The sequence below is a fragment of the Pseudomonas sp. PDM28 genome (assembly GCF_019219115.1).
GTDB lineage: Bacteria > Pseudomonadota > Gammaproteobacteria > Pseudomonadales > Pseudomonadaceae > Aquipseudomonas > Aquipseudomonas laurylsulfatiphila.
In genome coordinates this window covers 389,781-401,986 of the sequence record NZ_JAHUWG010000008.1, presented here as the reverse complement: position 1 = coordinate 401,986, position 12,206 = coordinate 389,781, and the positions used below count along the sequence as shown (strand labels likewise).

9 protein-coding genes, 2 rRNA genes and 1 pseudogene are annotated in these 12,206 nt (G+C 60.4%); 3 read left to right on the top strand and 9 right to left on the bottom strand.

Annotation, left to right across the window (positions count from 1 at the left end):
• The 3 genes from KW841_RS20350 to mrdA all read left to right on the top strand — a co-directional run.
• Positions 1–239, top strand: a 23S ribosomal RNA gene (locus tag KW841_RS20350); the annotation flags it as partial.
• A 150-nt stretch (positions 240–389) separates the two neighbouring features.
• A 5S ribosomal RNA gene (rrf, locus tag KW841_RS20345) occupies positions 390–505 on the top strand.
• 200 nt (positions 506–705) lie between these two features.
• Positions 706–2,598, top strand: a complete 1,893-nt coding sequence (mrdA, locus tag KW841_RS20340; protein WP_218479463.1) for a penicillin-binding protein 2 — start codon at positions 706–708, stop codon at positions 2,596–2,598.
• A 12-nt stretch (positions 2,599–2,610) separates the two neighbouring features.
• Here mrdA and KW841_RS20335 read toward each other — a convergent pair.
• The 9 genes and pseudogenes from KW841_RS20335 to KW841_RS20295 all read right to left on the bottom strand — a co-directional run.
• Positions 2,611–2,778, bottom strand: a pseudogene (locus KW841_RS20335) (LysR family transcriptional regulator); the annotation flags it as partial.
• 222 nt (positions 2,779–3,000) lie between these two features.
• A complete protein-coding gene (locus tag KW841_RS20330) occupies positions 3,001–4,131 on the bottom strand; it encodes a glycosyltransferase family 4 protein (protein WP_218479462.1) in 1,131 nt (376 codons plus the stop codon).
• A 1-nt stretch (position 4,132) separates the two neighbouring features.
• The gene (locus KW841_RS20325) at positions 4,133–5,263 is read right to left on the bottom strand and encodes a glycosyltransferase family 1 protein (protein WP_218479460.1); all 1,131 of its coding nucleotides are present in this window, start codon (positions 5,261–5,263) and stop codon (positions 4,133–4,135) included.
• A complete protein-coding gene (locus KW841_RS20320; protein WP_218479459.1) occupies positions 5,247–6,623 on the bottom strand; it encodes a glycosyltransferase family 1 protein in 1,377 nt (458 codons plus the stop codon). The genes KW841_RS20325 and KW841_RS20320 overlap by 17 nt, the downstream gene beginning before the upstream one ends.
• Positions 6,620–7,879 (bottom strand): ABC transporter ATP-binding protein, encoded by a 1,260-nt coding sequence (locus KW841_RS20315; RefSeq protein WP_218479457.1) that lies wholly within the window; start codon positions 7,877–7,879, stop codon positions 6,620–6,622. The genes KW841_RS20320 and KW841_RS20315 overlap by 4 nt, the downstream gene beginning before the upstream one ends.
• Positions 7,879–8,676, bottom strand: a complete 798-nt coding sequence (locus KW841_RS20310; protein WP_218479456.1) for an ABC transporter permease — start codon at positions 8,674–8,676, stop codon at positions 7,879–7,881. The genes KW841_RS20315 and KW841_RS20310 overlap by 1 nt, the downstream gene beginning before the upstream one ends.
• Positions 8,677–10,119, bottom strand: a complete 1,443-nt coding sequence (locus tag KW841_RS20305) for a mannose-1-phosphate guanylyltransferase/mannose-6-phosphate isomerase (RefSeq protein WP_218479454.1) — start codon at positions 10,117–10,119, stop codon at positions 8,677–8,679.
• A 3-nt stretch (positions 10,120–10,122) separates the two neighbouring features.
• Positions 10,123–11,094: a GDP-mannose 4,6-dehydratase gene (gmd, locus tag KW841_RS20300; RefSeq protein WP_218479451.1), complete on the bottom strand. Its 972-nt coding sequence runs from the start codon at positions 11,092–11,094 to the stop codon at positions 10,123–10,125.
• Positions 11,091–12,005, bottom strand: a complete 915-nt coding sequence (locus tag KW841_RS20295) for a GDP-mannose 4,6-dehydratase (RefSeq protein ID WP_218479449.1) — start codon at positions 12,003–12,005, stop codon at positions 11,091–11,093. Before KW841_RS20295 ends, gmd begins: the two co-directional genes overlap by 4 nt.
• Between the last annotated feature and the right edge of the window lie 201 nt (positions 12,006–12,206).

Below are 12,206 nucleotides of genomic sequence, written 5' to 3'. Positions count from 1 at the left end.
CCGGAGTGGACGAACCTCTGGTGTTCCGGTTGTCACGCCAGTGGCATTGCCGGGTAGCTATGTTCGGAAAAGATAACCGCTGAAAGCATCTAAGCGGGAAACTTGCCTCAAGATGAGATCTCACTGGAACCTTGAGTTCCCTGAAGGGCCGTCGAAGACTACGACGTTGATAGGTTGGGTGTGTAAGCGCTGTGAGGCGTTGAGCTAACCAATACTAATTGCCCGTGAGGCTTGACCATATAACACCCAAGCAATTTGCGTCGAAAGGCCAGATTGCGGTGTGTGAAGACGAAACGAACCGAAAGTTCGAGATACTCACAAAACACCAGCTGTCACATACCCAATTTGCTGAAGCGCGGCCAACCGGCCACGACTCGGTACCCGAATTTCTTGACGACCATAGAGCGTTGGAACCACCTGATCCCATCCCGAACTCAGCAGTGAAACGATGCATCGCCGATGGTAGTGTGGGGTTTCCCCATGTGAGAGTAGGTCATCGTCAAGATTAAATTCCGAAACCCCAATTGCGAAAGCAGTTGGGGTTTTGTTTTTGCGCGCGAAAAAACAGGGAACGACCCATTCAAGGTCAATTGTGAAAAAAATCACACAAACCTGACTTCCCGGGTTTGGTAAGGTGCAGCTCATTTTTAATGGACTGAGTCTGCGCTCACGGATCGGCATTCTTTTCAAAGAGTTGCTGCACAAGTGCCTGAACCGATACCGATCAAGGACCACGAAAAAGAAACACGCCTGGTCAACAAGAGGCTCCTGGCCTGCGCCTTGTTCGTTGCCGCCATTACCTGTGCTCTGGTGGTACGCCTATATGTCCTGCAGGTCGTCGAGTTCGACTATCACTCGACCATCTCCGAAAACAATCGCGTACATGTTCTGCCGATTACGCCTACCCGCGGATTGATCTATGACCGCAACGGTGTACTCCTTGCGGACAACCGCCCCAGCTTCAACCTGACCATCACTCGCGAACGTGCTTCCAATGTCAACGAAGAGCTGGATGAGGTGGTCAATCTCCTGCACTTGTCCGCTGAAGACCGCTCGCAATTCGACAAGGTGATGAAGCAGGCACGTCACCCCTTCGTACCGGTGACGCTGTTCTATGAACTGAGCGAAGAACAGATCGCCGTACTCGCCGTCAACGAGTTCCGCTTGCCGGGCATCGATGTCGAGCCGCAGTTCGTTCGGCACTATCCGTTGGGCGCGCACTTCGCGCATTCGGTCGGCTACGTCGGACGCATCAACGAGAAAGAGTCGAAGGCCCTGGATACGGTCGAGTACCGTGGCACCCAATCCATTGGCAAGACCGGCATCGAAAAATTCTACGAGGCGCAACTGCACGGCCATGTCGGTTATGAGGAAGTCGAAACCAATGCCCAGGGCCGCGTGCTGCGAGTGCTCAAGCACACGGATCCGGTGCCGGGTGAAAACATTGTCCTGAGCCTCGATGTCAAGCTGCAGGAAGCCGCCGAGCAAGCCTTGGGCGATCGTCGCGGCTCGGTGGTTGCGCTCGATCCATCGACCGGCGAAGTGCTGGCCATGGTCAGCAACCCGAGTTTCGATCCTAATCTGTTCGTCACCGGCATCAGTTCCAGGGAGTACTCCACGCTACGCGACTCCGTCGATCGACCGCTGTTCAACCGTGTGCTGCGCGGCCTCTACGCGCCGGGTTCGACCATCAAGCCGGAAGTGGCAATCGCCGGCCTCGACGCGGGTGTCGTCACGCCACAGACCCGTGTGTTCGACCCCGGTTATTACCAGCTGCCGGATTTCGATCACAAGTACCGCAACTGGAACCACAGCGGCGATGGCTGGGTGGATATGGATGCAGCGATCATGCGTTCCAACGACACCTATTTCTATGACCTCGCACACAAGCTGGGGATCGATCGTCTGCACGACTACATGGCGATGTTCGGACTGGGTGAGAAAGTTTCCCTGGACATGAACGAAGAATCCCCCGGCCTGATGCCATCCCAGGCATGGAAGCGCGCCACGCGTCGGCAGGCCTGGTTTCCTGGCGAGACGGTGATTCTCGGTATTGGCCAGGGCTACATGCAAGTCACGCCGCTGCAATTGGCCCAGGCTACGGCGCTGATTGCCAACAAGGGCGTGTGGAATCGCCCGCACCTGGCCAAAACCGTGGACGGCGTCGCGCCGGTGGATGAGCATCCAATGCCCAATATTCTGCTCAAGGATCCACGCGACTGGGAGCAGGTCAACCATGGCATGCAGATGGTGATGCACGATGCCCGCGGTATTGCCCGGGCCGCAGCGGCGGGTGCGCAATACCGTATTGCCGGCAAGAGTGGTACCGCGCAAGTGGTGGCGATCAAGCAGGGCGAACGTTACAACCGGGAGAAAACCCGTGAGCGTAACCGCGACAATGCCTTGTTCGTCGGTTTCGCCCCGGCCGAGCACCCGAAGATCGTGATTTCGGTGATGATCGAAAACGGTGAGGCAGGTGGCCGCGTCGCCGGACCGGTCGTACGACAGATCATGGACGCCTGGCTACTCGATCAGGACGGGCACCTGAAGCCGCAATACGCAGCGCCGAGCAAGGCGCCGGGCGATCCTCACGTCTGAACCCTCATGGCTTCACAGCACAGGCTCGCGAATGCTGAGCATGTGCTGGAAGCTCTCCAGGAACACCGTTTCGGCCGGGCTCATCTTCTGTTCGCGGTTCCACAGCAAATGAATGTCGACATCGGCAATCCCTTCGTGGGGCGGCAGGCGCCAGAGTAATCCGGCGTCGACGTCCGCTGCATGCTCAGCTCCTGGCCAATCAGCCAAAAGGTGCGCAGCAGGTTCCAGTCCAGACGGTCATTGCGCAGGCATTGCATAGACGTTTATCTGCAAGTCAGGGGGCGATGGGGAAAGTCCATGGCTTGCAAGCGCCGTGCGCAAGCCATGGAAAATCTACAATCACGAGTTCGTAACGCTATTGGCACGCCGCAGCCGAAGCAAGTCGGATCCTGCAAAAAAGCCTCATGCGTAGGCGAGGTTTTTTTCTTCCAGCAGTTCCTCATACAACGCCGCCCATTTGCGACCCATTTCGTCCGCCGTAAACAGATTCTGATAGCGGGCCTGCGCCTTCTCGCCCATTTGTGCCGCCAGCACCGGGTTTTCCCAAAGCGTGCGCATCGCCTGACGAAACGCCAGTGGATCACTGGGCGGCACCACCAGCCCGGTTTCGTTATGGATGTTGATGTAACTGGTGCCCGTGCCAATCTCACTGGAGATCATCGGTTTGCCATACATCGCGCCTTCAAGCAGTGAAATGCCGAAGGCTTCGGAACGCAGGTGCGACGGAAACACCACCGCATAACTCAACTCGAGCAAGGCAACCTTGTCTTCATCACCGAGGAAGCCGAGAAAGTGCAGGTTCTGCAGCCCCAGTGTCCTGGCCTGGGCATGCAGCTCTGCTTCCAGCGGGCCGGCACCGACGATCACCACGGGATAGTTCAGCCCCCGCATCGCTTCGAGCAGGATGTGCAACCCCTTGTAGTAGCGCATGACACCGACGAACAGGAAGAACTTGTCTCCCAGCTTCTGGCGCCAACGATCGGTCCGTGCCGCGTCATACTTCGGATAACCCGACTTGTCCAGGCCGTAGGTGATGACCCGGGTCTTGTCCCGGTAGTCCTTGAGCACGTCGCTGGTGTGAAAGTAGTTGGGGGACGCCACGGTGATTCGATCCGCGCTGTCCAGGAACCGGCGCATCAGCGGACGGTACAGCTTGAGCAAATAACGCTGGCGAATGATGTCGGAGTGGTAACTCACCACGCTGGGCTTTTTGGTGGAGCTTGCAAAATGCACCAGGTCCATGAAAGGCCAGGGGAAGTGGTAGTTGACCACGTCGGCCTCAGCCGCGAGCTCACGAAACTGCTTGAACACGCTGTAGGAAAAACCGGTGGAGGCGAATTGAAAAGCCATCCTGGCCTGATGCACCTGGTGCTCGCGGATCTGCAACACGCCCGGCGCCGGGTTGTTGCTCAGGGTCAGTACCGTGCTGTCGACACCATGGCGCACGCCAATTTCGCTCATCTGGAAAATGACTTGCGCGATGCCGCCCATGGAGTCGGGCAAATAGGTTTTGTAAAAGTGCAGAACGCGCATATCAGTTCTCCATAGCCTGGCGGTAGGCGCGGGCGGTCACCGTCGCACAACGCTCCCAGGAAAAAAGCTTCGCCCGCTGCAAACCCGTCTCGCGACAGGCCTGCCAGTGTGCCGGGTCGTCGATCAACCGCAGCATGGCATCGCGCAAGGTGTCAGGGTCGTGCGCCTCGATGTAGTTGCCGGCCTCGCCAGCCACCTCCGGCATCGCCGATATGCTCGACAGAATCACCGGGGTGCCACTGGCCATGGCCTCCAGCACCGGCAGGCCGAAGCCCTCGTACAACGAAGGGAAGACCAGCGCCCGGGCGCCGGCCAGCAATTGCGCCAGATCCTCGTCGGGCAGGTAACCCAGCAGGCACACGTGACCTGAGGCGAGGGCCGAACGCAACTCGTCGTTGAACTGCTGACGCTGCCAGCCGGCCATACCGGCGATCAGCAAGGGAAAACGCTGGCGCACGGTTTCCGGTAGTCGGGCATGGGCGCGCAGGGCCTGGGTCAGGTTCTTGCGCGGCTCCAGGGTGCCGACGCAGAGAAAATACTCCCGCGCCTCGACGCCGTGGGTCTTGAGGACGCGATCGATGGACTCGGGTTCACGCGGGTGGAATCGTGCGGCCACACCCAGCGGTGCCACCACGAAGCGCTCGGCCGGCAGGGCGAACCAGGCCTGCGCTTCATCGGCGATGTGCTGCGAGTCTGTCAGAATCAGCCGAGCCCGTTGTACGCCGTCGGCCAGTCGTCGCTCGATTTCGCGCAGACGGGCCGGTGGTTGGGTGTCGGGATAGTGCAGGTGGGTGAGGTCATGCAGCGTGATGATGGTCGGGCCGTTGAACGACAGCGGCCACAGGCTCGGCTCGTGATACAGATCGATGGACTGGGCGGGGCGCTGGTCGAAGCGCTTCTGTTCCAGCCAGCGCCGCGCCTGATAGGCCCCCGGGATCTGTCGCAGCAATGGCGTCAAGCGCGAGTAACCGGGCATCGCCGCTTCAGGCAGGACCGAACTCCAGCCCCAGCCGTGGAACAACGACAACTCGACGTCCGGTTCCCGGGCCAGGGCCGTCGCCAGTTCGGCGACGTAGTGGCCGATGCCCGTGCGCGGGGCCTGGAGGATGCGGGCGTTAAGGGCAATTCGCATGCTGACTCTCAGGCACCTTCGCATCGCTGTGGAGGTTGCGCTGGATTCGATCGACCAGTTGCGCACTCGCCTCGCGCCAGCTCAGCCAGCGCCAGTTTTCCAGATTGAGGGGCGCGGGAAATGCGCCGCTCGTTTCCATGTCGATGACCAGATCGGCCAGGTTCTGCGGATCGGCGAGGTTGAAGTACGCCATGTACTCGCCACCGATTTCGCGAAACACCGGGATGTCGCTGGCCATTGCCGGCAGGCCACGCTGCATGGCTTCCACCAGCGGCAACCCGAACCCTTCGACGTAGGACGGGAACACCAGCGAGGTTGCGTGGGAATAGGCGTGTTCCAGGCTCTTGTCCGAGAGCGTGTTGAACATGAACAGGCGCTGGTTCAACGCTGGATGCTGGCGGATACGCTCAATCAGCGACTCGCACTTCCAGCCGATCTTGCCGACGATGCACAACCGGGCCCTGGACCCGGCCGCCCAGGCGCGCTCGAACGCGTCGAGCAGATACGCATGGTTCTTGCGCGGCTCGATGGTGCTGACCATCAGGAATACAGGGTCCGCCGACTTGAACATCTGCAGCAGCCCCGGGTCGACGGCGGAGCGGGCGTCGCTCAGGTCGAGTTCGGAGCCGAGGTGAAAGTAGTCGAACCAGCGTTGCTGGACCTGCGCGGTGCCGATCCTGCGGGTCATCTCCTGGCGCACCTGGTCGCGGATGGTGGTCGAGATCGCCACGTAGCCATCGGCGGTGCGGGCGATCCAGTCGAACCATTCGTTGAATACCTTCACCAGCCCGGAGTCGCAGAACTGCGGGTGGGTCAGGGGAATCAGGTCGTAGATCACCGACACGATGCCGACCCCGTCACGCTTGAGTTGCTCGGCCAGGGGGAAAAAATTGGCGTGCCAGGACGAGTCCAGCAGCACCAACTGGTCGCCAGCGCGATGTTGCAATGGCACGCAGCGCTCGGGAACCGGCTTGCCCTTGAGTACCCGGTCCAGCAGGCGAATCGGCAGGCTCAGGAAGGCGAACGCGGTGAGACGGCAACCGACGTAAAGCACCCCGCGGGCAAACTTCGATTGGCTGAAAGGACGACGTCGTTCCAGCGTGCGGTGGCGCAGCCAGAACTGATTGGCGACCTGCTCGATCTTCACCCGCAGGCTCGTCAGGTCCACTTTGACGGTCGGCAAGGGCGCCAGGCTTTTCACCTCGAACAACGCGCCATTGAGCATCACCACCGGAATGCATTCACGTTGGGTGTCTGCGGCCGGCAATTGCTGAATTACATTACGAACGACCCGTTGAATGCCCGAGTTGGCATCCGGGTGTTCGAAGACGTAGGTACATTCCACCAACAATCTGGTCATCGCGTTTCCCCAATGGATTCCACCCGATTCTCACTGGAACGGGTCACGCTGGTCTGCGCTTCGAGCCAGGAGCAGCCCACGAAGTCTTCCTGGCGATTGTTGATCACGTGGAAGACCAGCCCGTAGTCTCGCCATTCGAAATTGCGATCCAGGTGCGAATCCAGTCGCGACAGGCTCAGGGCCACCGAATAATTGCCCTTGCCCAGGCGCATGTCGAAGGCAAAACGGTAGGTGATGCGTTCGCCGGCGCTCAGGTCGGTGAGGGCTTTGTCGACCCGGTGGGTATTGATGCCGTACATGGGTTGGCCGAGGCGATCCTTGATCATGAAACCGAGAATCAGCCGCTCGATGTCCTGGCGCACCTCGACCTGTACTTCCAGGACCATCGCCTGGCCGACTTCTGCCACTTCCACCGAACGGCCCTTGGGGTCAAGCAGGCGGACGCTGAGAATGCCCGCTTCGCCTGTCCCGGAAATGGTTTGCACCTGCCCGTTGGCGAGCATTTCCTGGCGCACCGTCTGGCCCTCGCGCTGGGCGAGCATGGCGTTGTAGTAGTCCATCACTTCTTCGGGCTTGCCGCGCATGGCCATGCGCCCGTTTTCCAGGAGGATGGCGGTGTCGCAGATCGACTGGATCGCGGAGCGGTCATGGGACACGATCAGCAACGTGGTGCCGGCCTTGCGGAAGTTGCGGATGCGATCGAAGCTTTTGTGCTGGAAGTAGGCGTCGCCCACGGACAGCGCTTCGTCGACGATCAGGATATCCGGCCGCCGCGCGGTGGCGACACTGAACGCCAGGCGCATCTGCATGCCGCTGGAGTAGGTGCGAACCGGATGGTCGATGGCCTCGCCGATTTCGGCGAAGCTCTCGATCTCCGGCATCAGCGCTTCGATTTCTTCCACCTGCATGCCGAGCAACTGGCCGGCCATGAAGGTGTTCTGCCGACCGGTGAAGTCCGGGTGGAAACCCATGCCCAGTTCAAGCAGCGCGGCCACGCGACCTTGCAGCTGGATGTCGCCGCAGGTCGGTTGGGTGGTGCCGGTGATCATCTTCAACAGCGTGCTTTTGCCGGCACCGTTGACCCCGACGATGCCCACGGCTTCGCCCGGCTGAATCTCGAAATCGACCCCTTGCAGTACCCAATGCAGGTGATGCCGGGTAGGGGAAAAGGGCACCAGCCATTCGAACAACCGGCTCCAGCGATTGGGGTACTGCTTGTAGGCCTTGCCCAGGCCACTGACACGTATATGTCCCATCAGAGCTCGTCCACCATTTCACCGACACGCTGGCGGAACAGCCGCAGCGCCATGCCGCAGAACAACAGGCCGATCACCAGCAAGGGGACCAGCGAGCTCCAGTTCGGCCATTGGTTGTAGAGAAACAGGTTCTGGTAGCTGTTCATCAGTGCCGTCATCGGGTTCAGTTCGATAAAGCTCTGGATGCCCGTCGGCAGGATCGACAGCGGATAAACGATCGGCGTCAGCCAGAACCAGAATTGCAGGCAGATGCCGAAAAACTGCCCGACGTCGCGAAAGAACACATTGAGCACACCCAGGATCATCCCCAGTCCCGCGGCGAACATCACTTGCAGGATCAGCAATGGCACCAGCGCCAGCAACGCCATGCCGGGCAGCCGCCCGGTGATCAGCAGGAAGCCGAGGAACAAGCCCAGGATGATCGCGAAATTGATCCCGGCATTGAGCAGCACGATGACCGGCAGGCAGATGCGCGGGAAGCTGATTTTCTTCAGCAGGTTGGCGTTTTCCAGGAACATGCTCTGGCTGCGCGTGGTGATCTCGGCGAACAGGCCCCAGGTCAGCAGGCCGGCGCACAGGTAGACACTGTACGCCAACCCGTCATCCACCCCCGGCAAGCGGGCGCGCATGATGGTGGAAAAGATCACCGTGTAGACCAGGATCATCGACAGCGGATTGAGCACGGTCCACAAGGCACCGAACAGCGAGTTGCGATAACGCGCCTGAAACTCCCGTTTGACGCTGCCGAGGATAAAACCCCGGTAACTCCACAGCGATTGGTAAAGATTACGCAGCATTCAAACCGTCCGCCCGTATTGGTCTTCGAAGCGGACGATGTCGTCCTCTCCCAGGTATTCGCCGCTTTGCACTTCGATGATCACAAGGTCGATCACACCGGGATTCTCCAGGCGATGCTTGTGACCGGCGGCAATGAAGGTCGATTCGTTCTTGGCCACCAGGTGCGTGCCGGTGCCGTTGTTGGTGACCTTGGCCATGCCTTCGACCACCACCCAGTGTTCATTGCGATGGTGGTGCATCTGCAATGACAGCTTGGCGCCGGGCTTGACCACGATACGTTTGATCTTGAAGCGCGGACCCTCCTCGAGCACGGTGTAGGTGCCCCATGGCCGGCTGACCGTACGGTGCAGGCGATAGGCCTCGTGCTCTTTGTCCTTGAGTTGCCTGGCCACCCGGCGCACATCCTGGGCGCGGTCGGCGTGGGCCACCAGCACCGCGTCGGCGGTGTCGACGATGATCAGGTTATCCACGCCCACGGTCGCTACCAGGCGGTTGTCGCTCTGGACAAAGTTGTTGTGGCTGTCGATGAAAATCGCTTCGCCGACGGCGCGGTTGTTCTGTGCATCCGCCGGTACCAGGGCGGCCACCGCCCCCCAGGAGCCGATGTCGCTCCAGTCGAAACGGGCGGGCACGACGACCACCTTGTCGGAGCGCTCCATCAACGCGTAGTCGATGGAAATGTCCATGATTTCGCCAAACAGCGCCGGTGACAGTTCCTGTTGCACGCTCCCGGCGTTTTCCACCGCAGCGCTGGCGGCCATGCAGGTTTGCGTCTGCTCCAGCAAATCGGGCGCGTGGGTTTGCAGTTCGGCCAGCAGGGTGGCGACCGAGAAGCAGAACATCCCGGAGTTCCACAGGAAGTTGCCGCTTTCCACGTAATGCGTGGCGGTTTGCAAGTCGGGTTTTTCGACGAAGCGCCGCACGCTGGCAGCGCCCTTGTCGTCCAGTGGTGTGCCGGCCTCGATGTAGCCAAAACCGGTTTCCGGAGCAGTCGGCACGACACCGAAGGTCACCAGGTGACCGCTCCTGGCCAATGTCACGGCATGCTCGACTGCGTCCTTGAGTGCGTCGACATTGACGATCAGATGGTCGGCCGGCATGACCAGCATGATCGCGTCGTCGCCATGCAGGGCCTGGAGGGAGAGGGCAGCCGCCGCAATGGCCGGCGCCGTATTGCGCCCCGTTGGCTCGAGCAGGAAGTGCCCACGATGACGGCCAAGGTGCGCGTCCCGAAAGTGATCCTTGCTCTGGAAGTAGTATTCGCGGTTGGTCACCGTGACGATATCGCCCCAGCCGTCGAGCAAGTCGGCGGCACGCCGATAGGTCTTGCCCAGCAGCGACTGGCCGTCAGGCAAGGCCATGAACGGTTTGGGATGGCCTTCACGCGACACCGGCCACAACCTTGTCCCGGCACCGCCGGAGAGAATCACGGGAATCAGCATGGCCTACTCCTTGGCAACGCGTTTCATGTCCGCTTCCATCATCATGCGGATCAAGGCATCCAGGTCGGTTTTTGGCTTCCAGCCCAGCACACGCTGGGCCTTGGCCGGGTTGCCGAGCAGCACTTCCACTTCGGCCGGGCGGAAGAACGCCGGGTCGATCTTCACGTAGTCGCGGTAGTTCAGGCCCACATGATCGAAGGCGATCCGGCACATCTCGCGTACGGTGGTGGTCACGCCGGTGGCCACCACGAAGTCGTCGGGTTTGTCCTGTTGCAGCATCAGCCACATGGCTTCGACGTAGTCGCCGGCAAAACCCCAGTCGCGCTTGGCGTCGATGTTGCCCAGGCGCAGTTCCTGCTGTTTGCCCTGTTTGATCCGGGCGGCGGCGTCGGTGACTTTGCGTGTCACGAACTCGATGCCGCGCAGCGGTGATTCATGGTTGAACAGAATCCCGCTGCTGGCGTGCAGGTTGAAGCTTTCGCGGTAGTTCACGGTAATCCAGTGGCCATACAGCTTGGCCACGCCATAAGGGCTGCGCGGATAGAACGGCGTGTTCTCGTCCTGCTGCTCGGCCTGGATCAGGCCGAACATCTCGCTGGTGGACGCCTGATAGAAACGCGTGTGCGCACTGAACTGGCGGATCGCTTCGAGCAGGTGGGTAACGCCCAGTCCGTCGACGATGCCGGTGGTCACCGGTTGATCCCAGGAGGCCGCGACAAAGCTTTGCGCGGCGAGATTGTAGACCTCGTCCGGCGCCGACTTGATCACCGCACGCTGCACTGAACAGGCATCGGCCATGTCGCCATCCAGGTAGACGATGTCCGCCTCGACCCCCATCTCACGCAGACGCCAGCGCGAGTCGCTGCTGCGACGCGCGACCAGGCCGTGGACTTTGTAACCCTTGTCGAGCAGCAATTTGGCCAGATAGGCGCCATCCTGGCCGGTGATACCTGTGATCAATGCACTTTTAGTCATACTTGTCGTACTCGCTTCTCCCAGTCGGACAGGATCGCCCGCAGGGATTGTTGTGTTGTGATTTCAGACTTCCATCCGGTGGTCTGGGCCAGTCTGTCAGGGCTGCCACACACCCGACGCTGATCCGCGCGGCGAAGTCGCGCAGGGTCCTGGACCAGTTGCAGGTCGACCTGGGCAAGATCTGCCAATTGTTCGATCAGACTGCGAATGCTCTGCTCGCGTCCCGAGCAAATGTTGTAGACCTGCCCCGGTGTGCCTTTTTCCAGCAAGGCCAGGTAGGCCGAGACCACGTCCGCGACATCGAGGAAGTCGCGCGTGACGTCGATGTCCCCGACCTCCAGTTGTGGCGCTTGCAGGCCTTGCTTGATCCGGCAGATCTGACGGGCGGCGCTGGCGATGACGAAGCTGTCCTTCTGCCCGCTGCCGATATGGTTGAACGGGCGGGCGACCAGTACGGGCCAGCCTTCGCTCAGGCCCCATTGCAGACTCAGGAACTCGGCCGACAGTTTGCTCACGGCGTAGGGATTGCGCGGGCAGGGGGGCTGCAATTCAGTGATGGGCAGATGCTCTTCAGCGACCTGGCCATAGACATCACCGGAGCTGACGTACAGAAACGTGCCGCTGAAGCCGCGCGCCTTGAGGGCCTGCAGCAGGTTCAGGGTGCCCAACAGATTGATGTTCAGGGTGCCGGCCGGATCACGAAAGGCCTCCGGGACGAACGTCTGGCCGGCCAGGTGAATCACCGCATCGGGCATTTGCGGCCACAAGCCTTCGAGGCTCTGCGGCGCAGCAAGATCGTAGCGGTCGGGAACAGGCAGCAGCTCCCATTCCGAGGTATCAGCCTGCAAACGCGATTGGATGTGTTGTCCTACGAATCCGCTCAGACCCGTGACAAACAGACGTTTTTTCAAACAGCGACCCCTTGGTCTTGCATTTCATCCATTTCCCACAGGCTCCATGGAAAAACTTGCGAGCGACATGATCGCTCGAATGGCGGGTGAAATGTTTGTTGTAGTTGTTTGGTAGCCAATCTGTGCCATTTGCTCGGCAATTTCAACAGGTCCAACCGTGACTGGTCAGTTCTCGTCAGCGTAGCCCGATTTATTCTCGTC

What these genes read in the sequence shown, in the direction of transcription:
- KW841_RS20330 (WP_218479462.1), bottom strand. Translation starts at nt 4,131, where the DNA reads ATGCGCGTTCTGCACTTTTACAAAACCTATTTGCCCGACTCCATGGGC.
- KW841_RS20325 (WP_218479460.1), bottom strand. Translation starts at nt 5,263, where the DNA reads ATGCGAATTGCCCTTAACGCCCGCATCCTCCAGGCCCCGCGCACGGGC.
- KW841_RS20320 (WP_218479459.1), bottom strand. Translation starts at nt 6,623, where the DNA reads ATGACCAGATTGTTGGTGGAATGTACCTACGTCTTCGAACACCCGGAT.
- KW841_RS20315 (WP_218479457.1), bottom strand. Translation starts at nt 7,879, where the DNA reads ATGGGACATATACGTGTCAGTGGCCTGGGCAAGGCCTACAAGCAGTAC.
- KW841_RS20310 (WP_218479456.1), bottom strand. Translation starts at nt 8,676, where the DNA reads ATGCTGCGTAATCTTTACCAATCGCTGTGGAGTTACCGGGGTTTTATC.
- KW841_RS20305 (WP_218479454.1), bottom strand. Translation starts at nt 10,119, where the DNA reads ATGCTGATTCCCGTGATTCTCTCCGGCGGTGCCGGGACAAGGTTGTGG.
- gmd (WP_218479451.1), bottom strand. Translation starts at nt 11,094, where the DNA reads ATGACTAAAAGTGCATTGATCACAGGTATCACCGGCCAGGATGGCGCC.